At 56.9% G+C, this 22,659-nt stretch carries 33 protein-coding genes; 5 read left to right on the top strand and 28 right to left on the bottom strand.

Features of this window, described 5'->3' with window-relative positions:
- Window positions 1-7 precede the first annotated feature (7 nt).
- The 4 genes from FHS21_RS06500 to FHS21_RS06485 are packed head-to-tail and all read right to left on the bottom strand — an operon-like array spanning window position 8 to window position 4,789.
- The gene (locus FHS21_RS06500; RefSeq protein WP_183661375.1) at window positions 8-3,082 is read right to left on the bottom strand and encodes a phage tail protein; all 3,075 of its coding nucleotides are present in this window, start codon (window positions 3,080-3,082) and stop codon (window positions 8-10) included.
- Window positions 3,082-3,510: a DUF6950 family protein gene (locus FHS21_RS06495; protein ID WP_183661373.1), complete on the bottom strand. Its 429-nt coding sequence runs from the start codon at window positions 3,508-3,510 to the stop codon at window positions 3,082-3,084. The genes FHS21_RS06500 and FHS21_RS06495 overlap by 1 nt, the downstream gene beginning before the upstream one ends.
- Window positions 3,507-4,133, bottom strand: coding sequence for a hypothetical protein (locus tag FHS21_RS06490; RefSeq protein ID WP_183661371.1), 627 nt, complete (start codon window positions 4,131-4,133; stop codon window positions 3,507-3,509). The genes FHS21_RS06495 and FHS21_RS06490 overlap by 4 nt, the downstream gene beginning before the upstream one ends.
- Window positions 4,133-4,789 carry a hypothetical protein gene (locus FHS21_RS06485; protein WP_183661369.1) on the bottom strand — a complete coding sequence of 219 codons (657 nt, stop codon included), beginning with the start codon at window positions 4,787-4,789 and terminating at the stop codon, window positions 4,133-4,135. The genes FHS21_RS06490 and FHS21_RS06485 overlap by 1 nt, the downstream gene beginning before the upstream one ends.
- A gap of 39 nt (window positions 4,790-4,828) precedes the next feature.
- Here FHS21_RS06485 and FHS21_RS06480 point away from each other — a divergent pair, with 39 nt between their 5' ends.
- On the top strand, window positions 4,829-5,197 hold the full coding sequence (locus tag FHS21_RS06480) for a hypothetical protein (RefSeq protein ID WP_183661367.1): 369 nt from the start codon (window positions 4,829-4,831) through the stop codon (window positions 5,195-5,197).
- Here the strand turns inward: FHS21_RS06480 and FHS21_RS06475 are convergent, their stop codons facing one another.
- From FHS21_RS06475 to FHS21_RS06455, 5 genes are read right to left on the bottom strand one after another with little or no spacing between them, the layout of a single operon-like run.
- On the bottom strand, window positions 5,198-7,417 hold the full coding sequence (locus FHS21_RS06475) for a phage tail length tape measure family protein (RefSeq protein WP_183661365.1): 2,220 nt from the start codon (window positions 7,415-7,417) through the stop codon (window positions 5,198-5,200). It abuts the gene before it with no gap.
- A 2-nt stretch (window positions 7,418-7,419) separates the two neighbouring features.
- Window positions 7,420-7,788 (bottom strand): phage tail assembly chaperone, encoded by a 369-nt coding sequence (locus FHS21_RS31770; protein ID WP_446686526.1) that lies wholly within the window; start codon window positions 7,786-7,788, stop codon window positions 7,420-7,422.
- Window positions 7,788-8,204, bottom strand: a complete 417-nt coding sequence (locus FHS21_RS06465) for a hypothetical protein (protein WP_183661361.1) — start codon at window positions 8,202-8,204, stop codon at window positions 7,788-7,790. The genes FHS21_RS31770 and FHS21_RS06465 overlap by 1 nt, the downstream gene beginning before the upstream one ends.
- 50 nt (window positions 8,205-8,254) lie before the next feature.
- Window positions 8,255-8,746, bottom strand: coding sequence for a phage tail tube protein (locus FHS21_RS06460; RefSeq protein ID WP_183661359.1), 492 nt, complete (start codon window positions 8,744-8,746; stop codon window positions 8,255-8,257).
- Window positions 8,747-8,805: 59 nt separating this feature from the next.
- The gene (locus FHS21_RS06455; protein WP_183661357.1) at window positions 8,806-9,228 is read right to left on the bottom strand and encodes a phage tail terminator-like protein; all 423 of its coding nucleotides are present in this window, start codon (window positions 9,226-9,228) and stop codon (window positions 8,806-8,808) included.
- 16 nt (window positions 9,229-9,244) lie between these two features.
- Between FHS21_RS06455 and FHS21_RS06450 the strand changes: the two genes are divergently transcribed.
- Entirely contained in the window at window positions 9,245-9,454 is a 210-nt protein-coding gene (locus FHS21_RS06450) for a hypothetical protein (protein ID WP_183661355.1), read from the top strand.
- Here FHS21_RS06450 and FHS21_RS06445 read toward each other — a convergent pair.
- Together FHS21_RS06445 and FHS21_RS06440 are read right to left on the bottom strand one after the other, a co-directional pair.
- Window positions 9,432-9,878, bottom strand: a complete 447-nt coding sequence (locus FHS21_RS06445; RefSeq protein ID WP_183661353.1) for an HK97 gp10 family phage protein — start codon at window positions 9,876-9,878, stop codon at window positions 9,432-9,434. The genes FHS21_RS06450 and FHS21_RS06445 overlap by 23 nt on opposite strands.
- On the bottom strand, window positions 9,878-10,924 hold the full coding sequence (locus FHS21_RS06440) for a phage minor head protein (protein ID WP_183661351.1): 1,047 nt from the start codon (window positions 10,922-10,924) through the stop codon (window positions 9,878-9,880). Before FHS21_RS06440 ends, FHS21_RS06445 begins: the two co-directional genes overlap by 1 nt.
- Window positions 10,925-11,039: 115 nt before the next feature.
- Between FHS21_RS06440 and FHS21_RS06435 the strand changes: the two genes are divergently transcribed.
- Window positions 11,040-11,255: a hypothetical protein gene (locus tag FHS21_RS06435; RefSeq protein WP_183661349.1), complete on the top strand. Its 216-nt coding sequence runs from the start codon at window positions 11,040-11,042 to the stop codon at window positions 11,253-11,255.
- 328 nt (window positions 11,256-11,583) lie between these two features.
- Here FHS21_RS06435 and FHS21_RS06430 read toward each other — a convergent pair whose 3' ends face one another.
- The 10 genes from FHS21_RS06430 to FHS21_RS06385 form a co-directional block, all read right to left on the bottom strand.
- Window positions 11,584-11,946, bottom strand: coding sequence for a hypothetical protein (locus FHS21_RS06430; RefSeq protein WP_183661347.1), 363 nt, complete (start codon window positions 11,944-11,946; stop codon window positions 11,584-11,586).
- A 1-nt stretch (window position 11,947) separates the two neighbouring features.
- The gene (locus FHS21_RS06425; RefSeq protein WP_183661344.1) at window positions 11,948-12,439 is read right to left on the bottom strand and encodes a DnaT-like ssDNA-binding protein; all 492 of its coding nucleotides are present in this window, start codon (window positions 12,437-12,439) and stop codon (window positions 11,948-11,950) included.
- 54 nt (window positions 12,440-12,493) lie between these two features.
- Window positions 12,494-12,784 carry a hypothetical protein gene (locus FHS21_RS06420; protein ID WP_183661343.1) on the bottom strand — a complete coding sequence of 97 codons (291 nt, stop codon included), beginning with the start codon at window positions 12,782-12,784 and terminating at the stop codon, window positions 12,494-12,496.
- Between the two features lie 57 nt (window positions 12,785-12,841).
- Window positions 12,842-13,900: a major capsid protein gene (locus FHS21_RS06415; protein WP_183661341.1), complete on the bottom strand. Its 1,059-nt coding sequence runs from the start codon at window positions 13,898-13,900 to the stop codon at window positions 12,842-12,844.
- A gap of 13 nt (window positions 13,901-13,913) precedes the next feature.
- Window positions 13,914-14,363, bottom strand: coding sequence for a hypothetical protein (locus FHS21_RS06410; protein ID WP_183661339.1), 450 nt, complete (start codon window positions 14,361-14,363; stop codon window positions 13,914-13,916).
- Between the two features lie 2 nt (window positions 14,364-14,365).
- Window positions 14,366-15,361: a hypothetical protein gene (locus tag FHS21_RS06405; protein ID WP_246410869.1), complete on the bottom strand. Its 996-nt coding sequence runs from the start codon at window positions 15,359-15,361 to the stop codon at window positions 14,366-14,368.
- 114 nt (window positions 15,362-15,475) lie between these two features.
- Complete coding sequence (locus FHS21_RS06400; protein ID WP_246410868.1) at window positions 15,476-16,870, bottom strand: anti-CBASS protein Acb1 family protein; 1,395 nt, start codon at window positions 16,868-16,870, stop codon at window positions 15,476-15,478.
- Complete coding sequence (locus FHS21_RS06395; RefSeq protein WP_183661337.1) at window positions 16,867-18,219, bottom strand: DNA-packaging protein; 1,353 nt, start codon at window positions 18,217-18,219, stop codon at window positions 16,867-16,869. Before FHS21_RS06395 ends, FHS21_RS06400 begins: the two co-directional genes overlap by 4 nt.
- Window positions 18,137-18,607: a terminase small subunit gene (locus FHS21_RS06390; protein ID WP_312879845.1), complete on the bottom strand. Its 471-nt coding sequence runs from the start codon at window positions 18,605-18,607 to the stop codon at window positions 18,137-18,139. The genes FHS21_RS06395 and FHS21_RS06390 overlap by 83 nt, the downstream gene beginning before the upstream one ends.
- Window positions 18,608-19,201: 594 nt before the next feature.
- The gene (locus FHS21_RS06385; RefSeq protein WP_183661335.1) at window positions 19,202-19,432 is read right to left on the bottom strand and encodes a hypothetical protein; all 231 of its coding nucleotides are present in this window, start codon (window positions 19,430-19,432) and stop codon (window positions 19,202-19,204) included.
- A gap of 246 nt (window positions 19,433-19,678) precedes the next feature.
- Between FHS21_RS06385 and FHS21_RS06380 the strand changes: the two genes are divergently transcribed.
- On the top strand, window positions 19,679-19,870 hold the full coding sequence (locus tag FHS21_RS06380) for a hypothetical protein (RefSeq protein WP_210283381.1): 192 nt from the start codon (window positions 19,679-19,681) through the stop codon (window positions 19,868-19,870).
- 55 nt (window positions 19,871-19,925) lie between these two features.
- Here FHS21_RS06380 and FHS21_RS06375 read toward each other — a convergent pair whose 3' ends face one another.
- Genes FHS21_RS06375 through FHS21_RS06365 form a run of 3 tightly spaced genes read right to left on the bottom strand, consistent with a single transcriptional unit; the run spans window position 19,926 to window position 20,668 of the window.
- On the bottom strand, window positions 19,926-20,129 hold the full coding sequence (locus tag FHS21_RS06375) for a hypothetical protein (RefSeq protein WP_183661331.1): 204 nt from the start codon (window positions 20,127-20,129) through the stop codon (window positions 19,926-19,928).
- Window positions 20,126-20,266 carry a hypothetical protein gene (locus tag FHS21_RS06370; RefSeq protein WP_183661329.1) on the bottom strand — a complete coding sequence of 47 codons (141 nt, stop codon included), beginning with the start codon at window positions 20,264-20,266 and terminating at the stop codon, window positions 20,126-20,128. Before FHS21_RS06370 ends, FHS21_RS06375 begins: the two co-directional genes overlap by 4 nt.
- A 21-nt stretch (window positions 20,267-20,287) precedes the next feature.
- On the bottom strand, window positions 20,288-20,668 hold the full coding sequence (locus FHS21_RS06365; RefSeq protein ID WP_183661327.1) for a hypothetical protein: 381 nt from the start codon (window positions 20,666-20,668) through the stop codon (window positions 20,288-20,290).
- A gap of 46 nt (window positions 20,669-20,714) precedes the next feature.
- Here FHS21_RS06365 and FHS21_RS06360 point away from each other — a divergent pair, with 46 nt between their 5' ends.
- Complete coding sequence (locus tag FHS21_RS06360) at window positions 20,715-20,939, top strand: hypothetical protein (protein ID WP_183661326.1); 225 nt, start codon at window positions 20,715-20,717, stop codon at window positions 20,937-20,939.
- A gap of 214 nt (window positions 20,940-21,153) precedes the next feature.
- Here FHS21_RS06360 and FHS21_RS06355 read toward each other — a convergent pair whose 3' ends face one another.
- From FHS21_RS06355 to FHS21_RS06340, 4 genes are read right to left on the bottom strand one after another with little or no spacing between them, the layout of a single operon-like run.
- A complete protein-coding gene (locus tag FHS21_RS06355; protein ID WP_183661324.1) occupies window positions 21,154-21,804 on the bottom strand; it encodes a DUF6362 family protein in 651 nt (216 codons plus the stop codon).
- Entirely contained in the window at window positions 21,801-22,016 is a 216-nt protein-coding gene (locus tag FHS21_RS06350) for a hypothetical protein (RefSeq protein ID WP_183661322.1), read from the bottom strand. The genes FHS21_RS06355 and FHS21_RS06350 overlap by 4 nt, the downstream gene beginning before the upstream one ends.
- Window positions 22,013-22,468 (bottom strand): hypothetical protein, encoded by a 456-nt coding sequence (locus tag FHS21_RS06345; RefSeq protein WP_183661319.1) that lies wholly within the window; start codon window positions 22,466-22,468, stop codon window positions 22,013-22,015. Before FHS21_RS06345 ends, FHS21_RS06350 begins: the two co-directional genes overlap by 4 nt.
- Window positions 22,461-22,658 carry a hypothetical protein gene (locus FHS21_RS06340; protein WP_210283379.1) on the bottom strand — a complete coding sequence of 66 codons (198 nt, stop codon included), beginning with the start codon at window positions 22,656-22,658 and terminating at the stop codon, window positions 22,461-22,463. Before FHS21_RS06340 ends, FHS21_RS06345 begins: the two co-directional genes overlap by 8 nt.
- Window position 22,659 lies beyond the last annotated feature (1 nt).

Below are 22,659 nucleotides of genomic sequence, written 5' to 3'. Positions count from 1 at the left end.
CCCTAGATCAGCGGTTCCACCAGAGGGACGTTAGTTTTACGTTTCTGACATCGGTCAGGCCAGCCGTACCGCCTGGGGATTGAGCAATCCGGTATGTGTTGCTGCCAATGGAATTTTGGCCAAGGAAAAACAGCGTATCGATGATACGAGCCGCGCCAGAGCCGAAGGGGCCGAAGGTCTTGGAAAGCACAACCACGCCGGTCGTGAGATTGGTAACCGTGATCGAAGGACTGCCGCCGCTAGCGTTATAATTGTACGACAAATCAATGTTGAGCTGCATAAGCGAGCGGTTTGAAGCCAGAATATTCAGCGCCCTATCGTAATTGATTTGCCCGCTACCGGGATTGAGGTTGACAGTTGGCGACACGTCACTTTGTGATACGGAATCAATCCCGAGATTTGACGTTCCGACGATCAGCGAGCCGATCACCGCCGAACTGATGTCGACTGCGCCGAGCGTTGCCGAAAGAGCCGCCAAAGTGTTGACCCTTACATCGTCAAGGAACAGCGTGCCGCCGCTGAAGATGAACGGACGGCGTTTCGCCCCCGGCGCGACCATGTAGACGCTGTCAGCGGTAAAGCCTATTTCACTCAACCCGCCCGCAATAGCACTCATGAACATTGCTGCCTGGCTTGGCGCGCCTATTCCCGAGGCCGCAACGCTGAAACCAGCCGTAGACAATGCTCCAGCTTGCGTCGCAACCTGCTCAAACCGGATGATACCGTTAGCGTAGAAGTTGCCAACCCTTGCCTCGTTCACGCTCACCCGATTGGTGACTGCCGTCAATTCCCCGTCGATGGTGCTGACGGAAACCGAGAGCGTGTCGGTGATTGTGGCGAGCGCGCCTAGACCCGTTACCGGATCATTGACTTGCGCGGTCAGTTCAGTGACCCGCAATGCCATTGCAGCCGTTTCGGACGCAATAACTGTAATCGTGTCAGTAAACGACGCAGTGAAGTTGCCGACCGTAGCCGTAATCTCTTTGCGATCTTCGAACGACTGCGCACCGGCCTCGGCAAGCAAGGCTTCAGCCTTTTGGCGTGCTTCAGAGGCGAAGCGCAGCGACTGCCCGATCCATTCCAGCTTGCCGTTGAGGCGAGAGAGAACACCGTCGACCATGCCTGGCAGGTAGATATCGCCTGCGCCGAGAAGAACGTTCGGTGTCGTGACATCGATCAGTCCCGACCATGTGAAGTTCTTGCCGATGTTGGAAACGAAGATTCCGCGAACCAGATAATCCGTATTAGGCGCAAAGACAGCGATAAGCTTGGTCGAATACTGCTCGTCAAGAGGCGCGTCATAAGGCATCTCGCCGTCGAACCAGAGATTGCCGGTATCCTTCTGATAGACCTCTACCCGGATACGGTCGACTCCATCCTGATCGCCAGCATAGAACACCTCGATCGTTGGACGGCGCGGTCCGCTGCCATCATCCAAGGTCGCAGGGAGAGCCTGCCAACCGAACATCGGATGGGAAGGATTGACGATCGGACCGACCGGACCGACCGAAACCGGAACCTGTTCATCAGTCGACCAGTCATAGTCGGACGGATCGATTTCCTTCAGAACCACGAGCTGATTGAAGCTGCGCTCGCCATCGATGCGGACAACAAGGAATTTCTTGTTACTGTAGCCGTTCCGAACCGATGTCCATGACACAACGTCATTCGGCTCTAACGTCCAGGCATCCGGCGGAAGGTAGAACGAATGGACACGGAAGCGCCGATCTTCCTCGATCAGCAGTTTCATCAACCGCTGGACCTGAACCGGAAAAGGAACGGCTTCGAATGTTACGCCCGAGGCGAGCCGACGGTTACCATCTGCTGATTCCAGATCGGTCGAATAACGTGCCGGCGCATCCTTGGTTGCCCATTTCTCCAAAGGTTCCGGATAGGTTGCCTCAATACCGTTATAGGTGGCATCAAGGCCGGGAAACGGCGTGAAGTTCTGACCCTTGGTGACGAGGATATCGTCATCGCTAAACGAATAGACAGCGGCACCAGGCGCGCCGACCAACATCTTGAAGACGCCACCGACCTCGGCGATGCGACCGTTGCAAGCCTTCTTCAGCTTATCAATGACGTCGAGCGGCACCATATCGCAGTTGATCTCGGTACCGCAGCGGAATTGCTTTTCCGAACCGCCACCGGCAAGCGGGATCAGCCGGTCGCATTCATTCGCCGCAACCATCCAGTTCGAAGCGGGCAAGCGAAAGGCCGGAAGGTTCTGACCGCCATAAATCCATTCGGTGCCGTAATAGACGCCGCGGATGATATTATAGATCAGCACGACAGGATTATCAGAAGGTTCCCATGTCGCGCGATTGTCCCAACGGTGCGCGCCTGATCCGCCAGCCGACGAATCCTTGCGAACGTCATACCAAGCGGTGACGGGAGCTTCACAAAGGTATGTCGGCTGGTTCGGGAACAGCTCCTGATTGAGGCGAGCCGTCGCGATGAAATAAGGGCAGCCGCGGCCGATCATCGTTGATTTGTAGGGCCGATCGGGATCCGTGCTGAACTTCGCCAGCAGGAAGGTATCGGCCGCTGTTTGCGTGCCGTCGTAATACTTGAACCAGAGATAATCCTTGCCGTCCTTGCGGAACTCAAGAACAGGATAGCCCTGCTCGACCGGCGTTTCACCCCAGAGGACAGTAACTTTTTGGTCGACAACCCAGAACGCGGGCTGACCAGGCGCGGGAATATTCCCGATCTCAACGACATCGGTCAGGTACGCGTTCGGCGTCTTGCCGTCCTTGCCCCAAGCGCCGATATATTTGCGCTTGCCAGAGGTCGCGGTTGTCCCGGCAGTGAACGACATCGGCTTGTCGTCGCCCATCTGGACCGTAAGCTTCACGCCTTGGGTCTGTGCTGCCTGTTCCTGTTCGCCGAACAGCGCCTGTGAGAGCAGCGAGACGCCATAAGCTATCCCGGCGCCGATCAGGTAGGTAACGACCGCCCCTGCCGTCGTGGCCGCGAATGCGGCGCCGAACAAGGCAATCGTGATCGGCTCCGCATGGGCGAGCGAAAGCCCCGCCAACATGAACCATGCAGCGGTCAGGAAAATACCAATGCTTTTCATTATCCGACCTTGAAGGCTCTCTTGGCTTTGAGCAGATCCATAGTTCCGACCCCTTCGGGGCGAAGCACGAACACGCGCTCACCATTGACGACGCCGAGCGCGAATCCGAACGGGCTATCCATTTCATAGGCGACGATGTCGCCGAGGCTGGCTTCAGACGGATGTATCTCCGGCAGGAACGAAGCGACCAGGTCGGCAAGGTTGTCGAACCCTGCCTTTTTCATGACCTTGAGAGCGCCCTCCGCCGTCTTGTACTTGCCCTGATATTTGACTGTCAGGTCTTCGCCAGTGATGGCATAGACCAGCCGACCGGCAAGACCCGGCCCGCAATCATGCTGTTCAGCCCAATCGAACGGAACGAACTTGATCTCATCGATGGCCGCCTCGAAACGTGAACGCCAATTCGGCAGACGGGTAAGTTCTGTCATGACGCCTTTTGCCCCCATGGTACGTTCCACGATGACAATGTGCTCGAATAGAGCCCCCACTCGTCACCACTGCGCCGCTTCTGACCTTCGAACGAACTCTTGCTCGGATTGGTACGACTCAACATACTGATCGCGTCCGAGTTCAATTCGAGTTGGATCGAACCTTCATCGCCGACGGCCGGCGTATCGAACGGATTGCCGTTGACCTCGCCCATGAAGACGACTTCCGGGTTAGCCGATGCGATCTTAGTCAAAGGGTCGAGTGTGACTTCGTATATGTCCGCCTTGGCGAGCCTCAGATCGTACTCGCGCGCGATCTCCTGAACCGCTATGGCGATTTGAGACAGATCGACGGTCACGGTCTGGATGGTCAGATCAGAGACGCGGGGAATAGGCCCGATGTTGAGGTTCTGCGCACCGATGAAATCGTGATTGACGATCACGCCGGTATTGCGATCGGGAACGCCGATCGTGATTACATCGTCGCCAGACCAGAAGCCGCGATCGAAGGGCAGACCCGTCGACCGACTGATCGCTTCAACCAGGATGAACTGGCGAGGAACCAAGCCCTTATCGCGAGCAGCCGCAAGCGCAGCCGCCATTTCAGCGCTGATGTCTTTCATTATCGCTTCTCGATCACTTTAAAACCGGCGCCCGAGGTCAAGAGCCCTGCCCCTGATCCTGGGTTCGATGTGCCCGGCGAGATGAAAACCTTGCAGGCAGGCTTTGCTAGCGTCACGACATCGTTGATGGCAACGCCGGTCGGTGCATTCGGAAACACCTCGAATGAAGGGGTTATGCCGCCACCGCTTGCCGTCACGATATCGTCGGACACCTCGAGGAAGGCATTGCGGACAGGTGACGTCGCATAGGCGATCTGCAGCTTGTCGGCGAGGGTCAGAACATATCCCGCCGGCAACCCCTTCAGGCTGATCGTGCGCCCGCCGGTACCGACGCTGTTGATCCGAACAGCCGATGCGCCAAGGATCGAACCATCGGGATCCGCTTGCGGGTATTTCGACAACGGATCGTAGAGGAAGAATAGTTCCTGCGCGCCATGCAGTTTGCGAACACGCGCCGCTATCTGCTTCAAATCGTTGCTATCGCCGATGTTCAGTTTGACATCGCCGGTCCAGAGCGGCGGAGCAAGTTCGGCCTGCCAGACACGCCCGTCGCCGGTACCGGACAATTCATCATTGCGCTGAATATCCCAGGTGACGGACTCGATATCGAGCCTATCCGCCAAGACGGAAAGTGCATATGGATAGGTGATTGTCATGAACGGGCCTTCAATGGTCGCATCGGGTGAGGACGAGACGTGAGAAAGTTTGCAATTGGTTGCTTGGTACTTGGTATTTCGGGTTGTGCGATTACTGTTCCGCCAGGCACGACTGACCCTGCAAAATTTCCTGCCGAAAGTGTTCAGAAGGCCGCGACCGTCAGTTTGGTAGAGATCAAACCGGATGGATCTCAATATCTTGGGCCAGTTCAAGCAACATCGTGTCAGCGTTATCAGTGGGAACCTGAACCAACTAACGAGATAGCACTGATGATGATGAAAGTTGCAGCGGCGAACAAGGGAGCCAATACGGTGACATCTGTCACATACACACGTTCCAACATCAACCTAGCGCAGAACTGCTATAACAACATTACAGCCAAGGGGTTGGCCTTTAGAACAAACTAATTAACCTCTCTTCCGAGGTGCCATTTTGATTTCATTCAGCCGGTCGGGCAGTTCCCGCTTGCTAAACGTTTTCACGCGCACGTCTGCCTGTTGAGCCCCGGCTTCTGATCCGGCCTGTCTGGCGATGACAGCGAGCTTGCCGTCATCATCGACCGAGACGCGAACATCGAGAGGGAGAGGTGCATTGCTGTTGGCGCCGCCATTGGAAGCGACACCCAACCGGCCCGAGCTGTCACGCTTGAGCGGCATGATCGCTTCCGGGCCCGCCTCGCCCATCATTCCGGTACCTTTGGCAAAGCGGAACTTGGTCGGGCTGCTGACAACAGAGTTGGTGAAGGCGCCGCCATTGGCGAAACGCTGAACACCGCCGACGTATGCGCCACCATTCGCCATGCGAAGTCCTGCCCATGGATCAGATGCCGCAGAAGAAGCGCCCCCGCCGAATATCTTGGTGAAGATGCCGAGAATACCGCCGCCGATGCCGCCGAGGCTTCCACCTGCCTTGTTGACGCTGAACAGGGCGTTGACGAGATCATCCTGCAGCTTGTCAACGATCTTATCTAGAACGTTCACCGCGGCATTGCCAAACGACTTGAAGAAGCCCTCGCCGCTCTGCAGACCAGACCGGAGATCGGACAGAAAGCCGCCGGTCGCTTCCTTGGCGAAGTCGAGTGCTTCCTTTGCCTTCTTGGTTGCTGCCTCGATCGAGGCCATCTGACCGGCAAGCCCGGACAACTCGGTTTTTTGAGCCGCGGTAAGGGTGATGCCCTTCTGCTGTGCCTGGTTGAGCAGATCAGTCTCGTAGCGCAGTTTCGCCGAAGCTTCCTCGGTTAGTCCTATGGCAGCCTGTTCGGCCTTCAGCGAGGCAATACGGCGTTCCGCGCCCTTGACGATGTCGTCATATTTCTCGGCTTCGGTCTTGCCACCCTTCTTTTTCTTCGACTTATCATCGACAGACAGCAGATCCTTTGCCATCTCCTTGAGCTTGGCAGATGCCGCCGATGCGCCCTTGGCAATGGCTGAACCGAAGTTCCCGACGTAATCGGTGCCTTGAGCGGATTTCATCGCATCAGCGATACCGGCATTGACCGAGTCCGCGGCGCCAGCATAGGGGTTGTCGATGCCACCGAATGAAACCTGTCCGATGTCTTTGAAGGAACCGATATCGACGCCAAGCTCTGAAGCCAACCCGCCGACACTGTTGTAGAGCCCGCCGATATAGGTATTCATCAGCTTGACGACGGAATTGATCATGGATTCAACGCCTTTGATCGTGGCGTTGACGGTCTGGTAGACGATATCGCCGATCGCCGCTGGCAACTGCTTCCAGGTCGCTTTGATGCCCTGATAGGCGCCGACAAACGTTGCGATAAGCGCGTTCACGCCATCTTTCGCAGACTTGACGATATCGAAGCCGAATATCTGAGCAAGTTCATCGCGGAAGATGTTCGCCGCTGCTACGGCAAGGGTAATGCCTAGAATAAAGGCAAGACCGGGATTGGCAGCGGCCATGGCGCTGGCAGCGATGACGGCAGCAACAGCAACCCGCCCGAGTAGTGCAATGACCTGAACGATGCCGCCGATGATCGCAGGCGCGTAGAGCAAGGCAAGCGCAGCGGCAGCACCTATTGCATAGGGTGCTATGACCTGAAGGGAGTCGGCAAGCCCGACGAGAGCAGCGGCCCCGAGCTTTGTCCAGTTGACCATCTGCAACCCGGCAGCGACCGCCGCAACCAATCCGATGGTCGCGAGGCTGACCGGAGAGATGATCGACAGAAAAGCGGAGCCGAGGTTCTTAACGGCTCCGGCTGCACCCATCGGACCGAGTACGGCACCGATCTGCGTACCTTGCTGAAGCGCGATCTGAAGCGGGTTCATCGACATTGCGGCCGAAACGCCGATATCCTGAAACTGCGCGGCAAGGTTCGCAACGTTATGGTTCGCACCGACAAGCTGGCGACCGCTGGCACTGACAGCCGTGGCATGTGCCTTCATTGCGCCTGATGCACGCGTTGCTGCGGCAGCTTCGGCATTGAGAGCGGTAGCATGGGAATTGGCAGCCTGAGACGCCATCGCGCCCGCCTTGCTTGAAACCGGACCGATGGATTCGGTAGCCGCTTCGGCACGTTTAGCAGCACCGGTGAGCCGATCGAGGGCCTTTGCGGTCTGATCGACACCGGATGCTTTGGCCTCGACGCCGAGTGATGCGATATCTGGCATGACTATCCCTTATTGCGCTCTACGACGCGCCGGTTGGCTGCCGCGCCCCTGATCCGAAGCTTGGCTTCCTGTACGTCTGCCGGTGTCGCCTGGCCTTCATTCGCCTCGGGCTTGCCGGTCTTGTTGATGACTGCCAGGACCGCTTGATCCATGCGGCGGATGACCGACAATTCCCATGGATCGATGAGAGCGCCTGTCATCCGGCAGAATGCCTCGACCTCGAGGAAACTGATCGGATTGGCGTTGAAGCCGGTTTCGCGGGAATTGTGGAGTTGAACGAACCAATCCCAGATGTAATCGGTATATTCCGGCGTCTCGGGGATCAGGTCATTCTTGCGGCGCGGGGTGAAATGCGCCCTCGCGAAGCCGATCAGCTCTTCGGCGAGGGCTTCACGAAATGCGCGTCTTCATCCGCGGCTTTGTCGATCTGTTCGGAGATGAAGAAGTAGTCCGGGTTGGAAATGACCTTCAATACGCTCTCCGGCGTGCATTCGACTAGCTTTCCGCCGTTCGTCAGGTTCCACGAGATCACCGAAGCGGCAACGATTTCATTGGTCTTCTCTTCGATCTCTTCGACCGTGCCGACCTTCTTCGGGTTCTTCTTGCCCTCGCGAATGGCAGCATTGGCAAGGCGGCGCTGAACGCGCTTCACCCGTTCCGACCGGTAGGATGCGACCTTGATCACAAGGCCCGTTTTCTCGCCGGTGGAAGGATGCAGGATATCGAGGTCAAAGCCTTCTTCAAGCTTCGCGGCAATACCGTCAAATTGTGAAAGTTCGAATGTCATTTAGAATACTCCGGGGAAGGATGGCCGGCTGTCAGACCGGCCGTTGAGGCTTATGGGAGGAGCGCGGTATCGACGGTGAGGATCGGCGTGGAGATGCCGACATTGAAGGTGCGGCGCAGCACGTTGTCGCCGGTCCCGATGTTCTTGCGAGCCGACATGACCAGACCGCGGAAGTAATCCACGCTGTTCTCATAGAGTTCGCTCGGTGCGTCCTCGTATTCGATCTTGAAGTTGTGCTGGAACTTCGTCTTCTCGGCCGCGCGCATTGCAACCTGGCCGGGATCGAGAGGGTCATCGCCGACAACCATGGCAATGGTACCGGCATCGCGCGCGCCCTTGAGATGGCGAACGCGGCTGTCGCCCAAAGACTGGAACGTCACATCGGCAGATTCATCACCGACTTCGCCGCCGTCTTCGACTTCCTTGATCTCGACCCATGTCAGGGCCTCGAAAGCAGCGATAGCAGCCGCGTCCGATGCATAGCTGATGGCGGTTGTCCCGCCGATGAAATATTTCGCACCTGTTGCCGTGGTGATGGCCATGGGTATTTCCTTTCATGAAAACCCCGGAACGGGGCGGGTTAGACCGGAGTGTCCGGGTTTCAGTTAAAGCTTCGATAGAGGATGGTGACCGGAACGTTCACCTTGTCAGGCTCGATCATGGGAGCGCCGACAGAGGGTTTCGAATAGACCTTCAGCTTGACGCCGGATCCGTAGAGGATCGTTCCCTTGGCGAAGTGTGCAGCGACAAGCCCGGCCGTATTCGTTGGCTTGATGACGCCCTGCCCGACCGGATAAATTGCCATAACCTGAAGGATGCCTTGATGCCGTGCCTTTGCATCATTCGCCAGGCCGAGATTATCGGTCCGGTTGGGAATGAAACCCGCCTTGAGATAGGCAGCGTTCGCCGGAGGCGTGAATGCCAAGCCGGGATAGGAGACAGGCAAAACCGGCGACAGTACCAATGAGGTAAGCCGCGCGAACAGCATCTCGGCGATTGTGGCTTCAACAGTTGCGGCCATCATGATAATCCTTCCGGCAATGGCCGATAAACTGAATGATGAGCAAACCTACGACCGGTTGTATGCTGCCCTCATCGCCCTTGGCGGAGAGGAAGGTCAAACCGTTCGCGGCGATACAAGCCTGAAGGCTGCCAGACAGGCCTTGGTCCTTCTGCAGATGGGTTTGCTCAAGGCGATGGATGACGACAGCGACAGGAACGTAGCTATTAAAGCCCCAGGCGACGTTTGAGTTCGTTAGCCTTCGCCTCAACAATGACATCCCAACGCTGAACGGCTGACCGGACAAACGCATCCGGCGCCTGACCGTTCACCCCGTATTCGCGATGAGCGGCATAAGCAGCGGTGTAGCCGATATAGAGCGTGTCATTGACATCAGCGCCAAGGATCACCGCCTCGATCGATCCTTCGTCATATGCATATTTCTGACCGTCGCCCGGCTTCTTGTTCGAACTGATCGCAGGCATTGAAGCCGTTGAGGCCATCAGCGATGCTCTCAAGAACCCGGTATCAACCCGCATCCGTCCCCCGGCACCGATCGGTGTTTGCATCTCGGAAACAATCTCTTGCACCGATTCTTTGAACACGGCTTCCACCGCGCCGGGGATCTTCTCGGCAAAGGCTGCGACCTGCGCGCTGAACGATAGCTTTGCCATTATGCAGCCCTGAACCTTTCAACGATCGAAGCGAAGTAATCGACCTTGTATTCCAGATGACAGCGGCAGCCCGATATCTCGCTGACCGGTGCCAGCGGATCGCCGGGATAGCGAAGAACGGCACCGGACACGCTTTGAAACACACCGTCGATCTCGGCTGCCTTTCCGTTCAATACCCGATGGGTGTGGCGTACCCGACCGTCACCGGCCGAGCGCCAAATCTTCTTGACGTCGGAAGCAGCGACCTTACCGTTATCGATCTGCTGGCGCATCGCATTCTGTCGAGCCGTGCCAAGCGCTGTCATGGTTTCGGTACGGGCAAGCATTTCGCCGCGAAGTTGAAGCAGGCGATCGGAATAACGGCCGGCGATCCGTGCCACCGTCTCGGCGAGGATCGGCTTGCCTTCCTTGATCGCCTTCAACACGGTAGCGTCGAAGCGCTTGTCCCGGCGCTGCCTCGTCAGGTAGTTGCGCAGAAGCGCGCTATCACCCGAAAGCAGCTCTTGGCGCGCCGAGGTGACAAAACGCTCCTGCGGCGACGTGAGCCCGATTATGCCGCCCTCGCGCCTACCAGATACCCTGTTGATCCGGCCAACCACGTCGAGCGCAGTCGATCGAGGATTTCTGCCTTGCGAAAGGCCGGTCTCAAGTGCCTGGCGGATCGCGACACGCTGATCATCAACGATCCGGGTCACAAGTTGCGCCGAATGATCGCGAAGGAATGCTTCACCCTCCGGATTGCGTACACCGAAGCGGAAGATCACACGATTGCCTTCAGGGTCTTTCAGTTTCGGCAGGTTCTCGACCAGCCTGATTCCGCCCGAGTTGTAGGCTTCGGCAAGTGCCAGTTCCAACGCGGAGAATGCATCCCTATCAAGTTGGATTGCCTCGATCGCGCCGGCTACGTCGCCTTTCTCCAGGCGCTCGACCACGATCCGAAGAGTGATCTGCGATTTGATCGCGTCGATGCCCTGAAAGAAGGCTTCGGCGAGAGCTGCATCGTACTTGTCGAGCAACTGTTCAAAGATACTCCGATTACTGGCCATAGACAGAACTTCTCACGGGTTGAATGCACTTGAGCATTGGCAATTCTCGCCCAATTAAATATCCTTGTCGTCTGCGGGATGGCACACTGACTGCCACCAAGTGTGAGGGGCATCCATGTACGACAGGGAAACGATCAAAGGGCACACTGAGGGATATCATGTTGGTGCCATATTCGAGCTCAGCAACGGCCAGGTTTGGCAGCAGACCAGCGACGAATACGAATACATCTATCAGTTCATGCCTGATGTTTTGCTCGACGTTTCCGGCTTCATCGGGCGACTAAGAATCAATGACATGAACGATTGGGTCAGCGTTAAGCGCATCCGTTGAATTCCACGTTCGCGTTCCGGAGTGGCTTGAACTTCTCGCGGACTGAAGGCGCTGGAGCATAAATGTCCTCTCGACTTGTAACTGGACTTTCGGTTTGTTACTCAACCCGAAAACAGAGGAATGAAATGACGACTTTTACGGAGACCTTTGTACACTTCAGCGATCAACCAACAGGGCGATTTTGCACCGTCACAATGAACGCACTTAAGCTTCCCGTTGCAAAGGTGATCTTTATAGATCCGCCAGTGCCAGATGAAACGGAGGCCGATGAACGAGCCCGAGTACTGGAAATTGCTAAATCCTTGTTCAGCGAAGCAGCATCGAGCCTTTAGGCCCTCACGAAAAGCTTGTGGTAAACAATGGTGTCGGTCGGCTGTAGCGGCGCCACCTTTACGATAGTGTATGACTTGCCGTTGAACACTAGCCTATCAGTCGTGGTTGGCTCTATGGCAAGGCCCTTGGCGGCAACATAGGCGGTGCGATCTGTCGATTTCACGAGAGTGCCGTCGACGTCCTTCAACTCGATGGCCAATATCGCCGCGGTGCATGGCGTCTTCTGAACCGTCGGCTCACCCGGATCATAGACAGGACCGCCGCCGGGAACGTCGCGCCATATCTCGCCGGCGGAGCCGAACTTGTCGAGCAGGCGCAGCGCAGTCGTTTGCTCGCGGGCATAATCGAACTTTGCCATCTCAGCAGCCTATCGACCTGATCAACAGGCAAGGAGCGTTGAGATTGCGCAGATAAGGCGCGAGCATGCCGTCGACGGTCGAGATCAGGGGTGTGATGAATGTCGCTGTCCCATCCGATTGAGCATTGGAGTACTGAACTTCGAGCTCTCCGACCTTCTCGCGCACAATGCCGGTGGAAGCCGATCCGGTAACAACAAGACTGCCCGGATTGGTTGCGTCTGCAAAGGCGGCAAAGAACGAAGCATAGATGACCGCCAGCGGCACGACGTCGGAAGGAATGGCTGTTCCCCTGAGAGAAGCGCCGACGCGCGGCCATGCCCTCTCCTGATCGAAGGAAGCCACAACGCCGATGAACCTATCTCCATAAACAGCGTCGATGTACTGGCTGCCACGCTGGCGCAGCACTTCGGGTGCGGGAGCATCTTCCGGAAGAGTGTAGCCGTTATCGGTCAGCCATGTGGCGAACTGTTCGTTCGAGCCGTATCCAGCCATGTTGCAACTCTCCGGTGAAATGAGGTGCCCGACAGATTACCGCCGGGCAGATGGTTATTCGGCCAGTTTGGCGTCAACCAGTTCTTTGAGCTTTTCAGTCGTGACGTTCCGGGCATATTCGATGCCGAGTTCATCAGCCTGGGCTTTGAGCGCTTCGCGATCGAGGTCGCCGGGAACACCGCCGGCGGCAGGGTTTGTTACAGCGGTCTTGCCTTCGGTCAGGCCGGAAATGATTTCGTAGCGACCGACCCAATCTGTTGGTTCTTCCTTGACGGTCAGCACGGTACCGATGGCAATCTCGCCGTCGACACCGTAAATCCCGCCTTTTGTGATCTTGATCTTCATGTGCTTATCTCCAAGCAACGAGGGGAGGATGCCCCGCCCGGAGGCGAGGCTGGCCGGTTACACGTCTGTCGAGTAGAAGACGCCGGACTTGCCGTTGTAGTCAGCCCGGATTTCGATGCCCATCGCGCCCATGACAAGGAACTGGTAGTTGTCAGTGGGGTTCTGGCGGGTCTTGGCAGTCGTATTGACAGCCATGCCGACGAGCGGACGGATGAACTCAGCGCTCGGCACGAAGCCGAAGAACTGATTGCCCGTAAGCTCGTACGAGACCTCGATCTTGTTGATACGCCGATTGGTGAGCAGGTAGCTCATCAGCGTGCCGCCCTTGAAGCCGGAAGAACCGGAGTAGGAGCGATCGAAGTTCCGCCCGATTTCCGGCGAGACGTAGAGATTGACCTTGCCGGTGATCAGGTTGGCATCGAGCATCGCACCCAAGGTCTGGGAGAAGAATGCATCGATCGCATCCGAAGTGGTGGCGGAAGAGTCGAGATCGATGTTCGCACCGCCTGTCGGCCCGAGGTTGATGACCTTGGACAGAGGGGAAGTACGAATGCCGTAAGCGGTGTACCCGCCGACAACAATGGTTGCATCGCCATTCAGGGCGTACAGAGCCATGTCGCGGCGGATCTTCGCAGTGTGTGCTTCTTGATCATCCGACAATGCGTCGAAGTTTTCAGACTGCAGCGTGTTCCACTCGCGCCATTCACGACCGTATGCAGTCGAGAAGATCGGCACGGGGTTACCGCGATAATCATAGACGACCTTGTCGAGTGGCACCGGCACCTGACCGGACATCGAGCGCGTGACCGAACCTGCATCCGAAGATACGCGGTTCAGGTGAACGAGCTTGCCGATGTTGACCGCCTTTGCAAGCGGCATAAGGTCAGCCATCCATGCCTGGCCTTCGTCGGCGCGCATGACGCGGCGAGTGATGCCATCAAGTTCAAGCCAAGCGTCACGGGGAAGGACTGCCGCGGCGTTGCCGAGCATTTCCCGCATCAGATTGGCGTGAACTTCTTCGGTCCGGTGGAAGTGTTCACGTTCCACCGAGAGCTCGCCCCACCAAGCCGCGTGCGGCCGGGAGTTGGCGACTAGCTGAGAATCAAAGTAGCGCATTGTCGGGCTCTCCTTACGCCGATGCCAGATTGCCCTTGGCCACGCGAGCGCGGACAAGCTGATCTGATCCAGATGTGTTGTTGTAGGCTTCCTCGGCAAAGGCGATGATGCGGTTGCCGGTTGTGGCCAGGACGAACTTGCCCGATGCGTTCGTGGTCAACGCGGCGCCGCGAGCGACGTTGGTTGCCGTCGGAACGCGCACGTTGAAGAACTGCTCATCGAGCATTTCCATGCCAATGACACGGTCACCGGCTGCCCATGCATCGTCAACACCCTTCATTGTCAGGTAGTTATCCTGAGCAATGTAGATCCTGAGGTTGCTGGCGGCGCCGGCCTGGGCGAAGTTCGCACCGGAGTCGACCAGAGCAGTGCCGGGCAGGACAGCAGCAGCGCAGATACGCTCCTGCACCTGGGGCGTGGCTTCCGTAAACGGGCCAGCATAGATTTTGTTATAGCGTGCCATGATTACTTGTCTCCTTCCGGAAGCTTGAATGCAGGCTTGTCAGCGTTGCCGGTAAAGGCACCGTTGAGCGGAGCGGCCTTGCCCGGAGTGGCCTTCTCCGCCAGCTTGCGCGCGGCGTTGAGGGTCAGTTCCTTGGCGCTATCCTCATCGAGGATGTTGGCTTTGACGATCTTCTCGACCAAGCCAGCCAGTTCGGCGTCATCTTTCGCCTTCTGGTTGTTCTGGATCGTGGCCAAATTGTCAGTCAGCGGCTTGACCGCAGTCTGGACAGCGTTGGCGATCGTCTCACCGATCTTGTCGAGTCCTTCCGAGAGGGTATTAACCTTCGCGGAAAGCTCATCGAACTGTTCTTTCGACACAGTCATGTCTGCTTCCTTTCTGTTTGCAACGGGTTCCCGCTCGGAGCTGATCGCCTCGATTATTGCGGACTTCATTCGCTCCCAGACGCTTAGATTATCCTTGCGCCGGAGTGCTTCGACCAAGCGGGTTCCCGCCCAATCGATCTCTTGGTCAATATCGCTGAGCGATGAATTGATGACCGCGATCTCTTCTTTCTCGCCCTTCGAGTTGACCATCATGCCGACGCCCTGTTCAGGGGTAGCAGCGCCCTTCTCGTTGAGGAGGATTGCGTCATGGTCGAACACAAGGTCACGAGCGATATGTGAATAGGAAACGTCGCCGTTTGCCGCCTCAAGCTGGGCCAGAAGGCCGGTCGAGGTGTGGACAGGCTCACCCTTGTCAATGGCAGACAGCACCGCCTTGCCGCCCTCGGAGCGGTTGGCAATCTCGACGTCGATCACCTTGTCGAGGAACACGCGGCCATTCTCGCGTCGCACGTTCTCATTCCATGCCCCGATCCATCCGAGGTTGATGCCCTCGGGGTCGCTGGCCGAGAGGAATACACCGTTGACCATGGGATGACCAAGCGGCGCCGGCGTACGATCGAGGGTGGCAAAGCTCTTCTCGATCTCGTCAGCCGGATACATGATGTCGTTCATCACGACGTTGTCAGGAAGCGTGGCACTCGGGACGATGACCACATCACGGCCGTTGCGCTTTTCCTTGCGGATCGCCGCCGAATTGGCCAGCGACCGGATGTTGATCCGAACAGTTCATAGCGTCTCTTTCTTCGGTGCTGGCTTGCCAGGCAGCGGCGGAGTGGTTGCCGCGGTGCTGTCCTCTTCGGTTGGATCGTCGCGGTACTTCTCCTCATCGGAAAGCGGTTCCATGTCGACGGTCGCGCGGATTTCTTCGGGCGTGAACACGAGTTCCCCGCCGTCCTTCATCTTCTGGTTGGTGTCGGCCATCTTCACCGCCCGTTCGATTTTCTCGGCCATCGAGCTCTCGGTCAGATCGGTCCAGTCGATATGCCAGTCTTGTTCAGGCAGGATCCGGAAGCGTTCCAGCCGATTGATCAGTTCCATGGTGTTCGGAATGACCTGATTGTTCCGGCGGGACATATTGGTCTGTGCCCATTCATCGGCATCTTCCGTGCTGGCACGCTCTCCGGACTGTGACCCGACGAGGATCTTCAGAGGAATTGGCACCGACGCGGCAAAGGACTGCAGCGCTATGGCGAAGAAATGTTCGGGTGAAGGCAGAGTGATGCCGAGCGTCTTGGCTTCCATGCCCTGAAGCATGAGCAGCTTGTCGAATCCCTTCTGCCAGTCACCGACCTGCTCATCCATGCGATCGGCGATCTCATCGAGCGGGACACCCATCGCCTTGGCCATATCCTCAAGCCGAGCTTCCTTGTCGATCTGCAGGACAGGTGACGACTTGGCGTTCTTCCAGAACCCCTCGCCGCCGGCACCGCTGATCTTCTCCAACGTCATCAGATCGTTGTAGCCGGGCTCAAGCAGAGACCGGTTATGGACAGTCCCATCCTTTGACCAGATGATCACTCGATCGGGATGCAACTGGAATTGGCGCTGAACCTTCTGCGATGGATCGACAGAGGATTCGCTGAACTGGAACATCTTGGGATGGCCGTAGTTCTCGGACCGCTCGTCGGTATCCCATTCGGAGACCTGCAATTGGCCTTCCCATGCCGGGATAAGCTCGACCAGTCCCAACGGACCGCCGGGCACGGTATCAACCGGCTCCTGAAAGGTCTTGCTGTCGGCAAGACGGAGGATCACACCGGAGTATCCGCCAACGAGGGAACGGCGATCAGCCTCGGCAAGGTGCTGCCATAGCCGGAGATCGCTGAACCGCGTCCGGATATCCTTTTCCAGCTTGGTCTCTTTGGTGTCCTTGCCCTCGCTGCCGTCACGTTCCTTTTCGAGCAGGAAGGGCATGTCCTGCCAAGTCTTGAGGATCGTCTTCTCTACGCCGGCATGAGCGATGCCGTTGCGCATATACATGTCGTAGAGCTGCTTGAAGTTGAGATCGGTCGGATAACCGAAGTCAGCGTAATGGTTGTGTTTCACCTGGGCGAAGAAGCCCGGAAACATCACGTCCATGCGCCGCGCCACCGCGTTGGTAACCCTTGTGATAGCGTTCATGTACGGTGTCTCTTCTTCAGGATCATGGCGACGGTTTCGGTTTCACCGAGCATCAGTTCGGTTAGGGCCCATACGAGAGCGTCGGCGCGGTCGGGTGACCCCTCGCCTACAAACCCCTCGGGCGCGATCTGGCACATCTGATCTTCCAACTCAGGGAACGATCCGACGTGAGAGACCCGGCCTTGTTCGTAGAGTGCGGCGACAGGTTCAGCCCGAGCGACCTTGCCGCGGCTTGCTGTCACTTCCTTGTAAGGAACCCGGTCATCAGTGGTTCGAATGACATGCTCGACCATGGCGCCGCCGAAGTTGCGTTCAGCCACGATCTTGTCAGCCTCGAATTCCTTGTAGGCTTCGACTGCTCGGCGTCCCCATCCTGCAGGTGACAGTTTGCAGGTCCGATCGGAGAGAACATAAGCCCGTCCGTCTACGCCCTTGCCAGCGATCACAATGCCGATGTCGTCGCCGTCATCCCCCGTACCTTTGGTGCCGGAAGGATCGACTGCAACAACGATGCGCTGCATGTCAGGGGCAGCCCTGACCCGCTTCTTGTCGATCTCGTCTCGGCTCCATAGGGCGCCGGGCAGATCGTCAAGGATCTCGGCATTGAGCTCCTGGCGGCCGAGACGCGTACCTTCGTACTTCTCCTTGACCGTCTTCAGGAACTTCGGAGCGAGATTGCCCGCATTGTCGAAGGTCGAGCCACGCGTGATGACCGTTGTCGGGTCTTTCGCTATCTCCTTGACGAGCGGCAAAGGCTTTGGTGTCGTGGTGATGATGGTGCGCGGGTCATTCCCCAGGCGCAGCCCGAACATCGCCATGTCCCATGTTTCGCGCAGATACTTCCACGCCGCCAGCTCATCGCACCACATGGCCTCATGCTGCGGTCCGCGAAGGCGTTCAGGCTCTTCGGCCGAGAACAGTGTCGCCACCGCCCCGTTCGCCCATGTCACCCGTCGTTTCGATGGCTCATAGGATGGTCGACCAAGCATATCGCCTGATATCGATCGATCCCCTGCCCAACAGACAGAGAGCAGACCGCTTTCACCCTCGACCATGACGTCACGGGCATCGGATGCGGTAGGAGCGACAAGAGCGACACGCTTGCGCCCCGCCTTGATCTGCTCGCGAACCCACTCAGCGCCGGTCCTGGTCTTGCCGAAGCCACGCCCGGCCAATACGAGCCATGTCTGCCAGTCACCCGACGGAGCTATCTGGTTGTCGCGGGCGAAGAACCTCCAGTCATGGATGAGATCGAGACAGTCCTTTTCACTCAGGCTTGCCAGAACCGCCTGTCGTTGAAGTGGTGGAAGCGAGGCGAGAGACGATATGTTGAAGCTTTGATTTCGCATCCGTCACCGTGATATCCCCCGAGATGTCTGCCTCGATCTTGTCTGTGAACAATTTGTGGTATTTGCCGAGCAGTCCCCATGCCGACACACGAGCCCCGTGGGAGGCGCCTTCCCCCTCACGGGTAGCCTCAAGGTAGAGGCCGTCGAGAACGTCCTGCGCCGTTATCTCGGCTTTCTTGACCCGCTTTTGCGCGCCTTCGGCTATCGCAGCGGCAATACCAACATTTACCAACATGCGCGGACCGGCTTTGTTTGCCGTCTTTGCGCTGTAACCGGCCCTGATTGCAGCCTGGGTCGCGTTGAGATCGATCAGATACTCAGCGACGAAACGCTCTTGTTTGGTGTTGAGGGGCACGATTGATCCGGTTAGTTTGAATTCAGTTGTCACCGCTATCCACTGATGATCGCTGGCAGTACTTTTGTCGGCATTGCATCCGCTGGCACACTTGTGAGATATTCGTCTCAACCCAGGCCCCCGAAGGATCTCCGTTTGGACGACGGGACCACCCGGCGGGATACCCTGGCGCCCGTACTGGCCCCTCCTTCACCGGCTCACCGCCGACAAGTAGGATGGATACCCAGAGTCCGACGGGATCTACTGACCGCGGTTTCGAAACGCGGAATGTGGGCCGATGCACTCATGAACGGCGGCTTATCCGTTCGATGGGCATGTTTCACGAAACCTTATGGTCTCGTGGCCACGACGACCGAGGGCTATTCCAATGTGGAAGAAAACCACGGTTCGAATAACGATAACGATCAATCTGGCACCTTGCCTCTTAGGCATCGCCGCCATTTTGAAAGTACTGCTTTAACGCAGGAACGCCGGGAGCAATCTCGGCGTTTTCGTTTTCTGTCTCGCTTACCCATTTCACCGGGTCAAATGACAAGCCCCTTGCGGCCCCGGTTTCCGGCGATCCGGCACGAATGAAAGTCTGTATCCTGTCGCGAGTTGGGCAGGTCGGAATGTCGCCGCAAACCGTTATCGGTATAAGTCGTTGATGCGAGCCTTGTTGAAGTAAAGCTTGCCCTCGACAAATACGAAAGGCTGCACCGGCATGATTGCTTCCGGTCCGCACTCGCCGACAACTGCCTTGATCTCTCGACCAGTCGTGCCAGCCAATTTCACCGGGTCCGCCGGTCGTGGCAGTGCCGCCGCTACGCCAGCGATGGGAGCAAGGCCGATGAATGCGAGGAGTGAGCGCCGGTTCATGAAACCCATCCCCTGATTAGATTGACGAGCCATACAGTTTGCGGCTCTCTGAGCTGGTAAGCAGCCCAATCAACAAGGACAACGAACAGAGCAGGAGCAACCGACTTTGCAGACTTTTGACCCACCCCCAGTGATCGAATGCTGCGACCGTTCCTTGACTGCGTTGACATGACCACAAGTCGTGACTCTTCGCAGCAAACCGGTATAGTTACACCGAGATATGAAATTGGCGGTTGGGGTTGGAACATGTTCGTCGTCGTTGGAGCATTTGGTGTCACTGTTTTCGTCGCCGTCATGACGGTGCTATTCGGTACCATAGGCTCGATTCTCGCGACCGGCGTAGGCATCCCTGTTTTTCTAGCTTGGTTTTACTACCGTACCGACCTGAGGAGCAGGACGGCCAGCAAGGTGAGCAACGATCAGGCGGGCAAAGTATAGAGCTAAGGCCAGTCAAAGCGCTCAGCGCTGTCGCGTTTTCGTCATCGGAGTGCTTTCAGGATGGCGTGAACCACTTGGTTGTGGTTCCAACATCGATGAGCGCGTGAAAGAACGGTGCGTGTGTATCGCCCGTCGCCTTCACACCGATGTACGAGCCGCGATGCTCCTGCCATGTCGCCAGCATCAGACCGTGTTCCTTGTGCGTGACAAGGATCGGATCAGTCATTGCCGGTCCAGGCTCGCCGTTGGTCCATCTCATGAACGCAAATCCATCGGCAGCTTCATGGCGCGAAGTGCTTCCATGGTCACCGGCATGAGTGCCATCTGCTTCTCGTAAGCCTGTTTCGGGTTCGGCTGATTTTTGGCCCAACGCTTCAAAAACTTTTCGGTGCTCATGACATTCTCCGGTTGTTTTGATTAAAGCCATTCGAGCCGGGCAAACTCTTTGTCGCCGGTCATCTTGAAGACTGAGGATTCAGACATGTAATCGCGCGGGTTTTCACCCTTCGACTGCAACCACCGGCATTCGACCGTGATCGCCCCTATTTCGTTCGTCCCGAAGCCGCTCTCATATTGAACCCAATGCGCAAGTTCATGCACAAGCGTTGCCTGATCTTCGAGATTGCCCTCGCGCCAGTCGCGCAACGAAATCACCGGCGGGCGAAAGATGGACCAGCGAAACAGGCCATGACATTCCAGATCAGGCTCGATCCTTATCTCGGGAACGTCTTCCGGGCATTCGTATTTCAGTACATTGGCGGCATAAACCATCAACTCGCGAGCAAGTTCGAGGTTCATGGCCAGCCCTTTAAAGTGATATCGTCGGCCCAACCCGGAGGATGAAATGCCGAAGTCCAAAGTGTCACCAGATCACGAAGTCATTGCCGCGCACATGTCGGCGGTCACCGTAGCTTTTCAGATGCTCGTGGTATGCCTGCAAGACAATGGCGCTCTCCAACCAGGCCAATATCCAGCGGCGCTACACGGCTACATGGAAATGGCGAAGGATAAGGCGGACCCAATGACGCTGGCCATGCTGGACGATTTGCGCCAATCTCTGTTAAATTGAAAAACCCCGCTCAAAGCGGGGCTGTTGCAAGTTTCCCGAAACGGGAGGACCATTATGTCAGCACAAGGCGCAATCACGGCTGCTAGAGCGGCCCAAGGGACACTCGATCCCAATCAACAGGCCCGACAGATAGCATTGGCTCTCGAAGAATTGGCGCGAGCAGTACAGCAACTGCAAAACGATGTTGCATCCCTAAAGCGTCGTTAGCCTTCATTTATGCCGCCTGCTTCTTGAGCGTCGCTGCCCTGCGCTGACGTCTTTGTTCGTTTCGCTTATCAGCCCACGAGAAATCGTGTTTGGCTCCAGCGATGAATGGTTGAAAGGCTTCATCATCAGCCCATGAAGTAATGCCGTTCGATTGGCGTGGGTCTGTGATCGTATCTGCAAAGTAGTCTGTTTCGGGCTCCTCATGCAACAGGCTGTTGCCGCATGATTTGTTATGCAACAATACATTGCCGCCCAGCGCGAATAGTATCGAGACTATTGCCCTGTTTTTTCGACGTCTTCCAGTCTCTGGGTGAATACCCATTCTGAAACATACATCCTTGAAGAATTGCTTACTAGCCATGCAATAGGCCCATTCCGAAAGGCAGCGGCGCTCTGCCTCGTTCTTGACCAGTGCGAGCCAACTAATCGCTTCTTCTGCTTCGGATATCTGCCGGGCAGTCGGCGTGCGGGACAGGCTTTCCCAGAAGTCTTTGCGCTCTTCCGCGAGCCTTTCACTTCCCCAACCATTCTTGTCGGCCTGAGAGTGCAGGTATGGCATAGCCTGGGCCTTGAGACGCTTCGGTCCGACTTGATCGCTGCTATTTCGCGCAATCTCGTATGCCTCGATAAGGCGTTCTGCGATGTCACCTTCGTTCATGGCTTCGACACCTCGCGTTCATAGACAACGATGAGATTTTCATTATCCTTGGTCGGAAGTATCGTGTGGATCCGAGATCCCTGCGGGACAGCCTGACCTTCCAAGAATGCCAAGAGAACTTGATCTACGTTATCGCATCGCGGTGTGATTTCCACTTCGTACTCATGGGTACGTGGGCGACTGAGATACCAGTGCTTTTTTTCTTCTGTCATGGCATCCTCCTGCGATCATCAAATAGGTCTGGCTGCGTTGCCCGAGGTCCGAACCGGCGGTAAATGCGCTCCGTCAACATGCCTGCAAGCGAGTGCCTGAGCTTTACCACACCACGAAGACATTCGTTATTCACGTATTGAAGTTCTCCAACGGGCATTGCATCGAAGCAGGAAAGCCATGCTGTCGTCTCATGCTCCACGAGCTGCGGGAACGCACGGATCAGATCGGACACACACCACAGCGACACAGCATCGAGGCTTGCCCGGTTGTTCTCGGTTTCCGCAAGCGTGGAGAGAACCATGCGCAGATGTCCCTCCCCGTAAGCATTGAGAATATGCAGCAGAGAGGCCACAGCGCGCGTTTCGCCTGGTTCTGGATATTTGCTCTTGCCGATGAGAGAAACGTCGTACTCGGCTGATATGGAGGCAATGCGCGCGTCGATCTCAGCCATCCACCACCTCGAGCGGATATAGATCACGCAACCGACCAAATAGCGGTTCGCCATCCTCGCCAATGCAACTTGCAGGAACAGCGACAAGATTGGTCCTCGGGCGATCATCCAAGGCGGGATCGCCGAAGTTGACGCGATAGCAGACCGCCTCCCAAACGCCGGCATCTGATAACTCGTATGCAAACCACATT

Origin of the sequence: Phyllobacterium trifolii (assembly GCF_014192095.1) — a bacterium.
GTDB lineage: Bacteria > Pseudomonadota > Alphaproteobacteria > Rhizobiales > Rhizobiaceae > Phyllobacterium > Phyllobacterium trifolii.
Note: the sequence above shows the minus strand (reverse complement) of the source record. Positions and strands in the feature narration are given on the sequence as shown.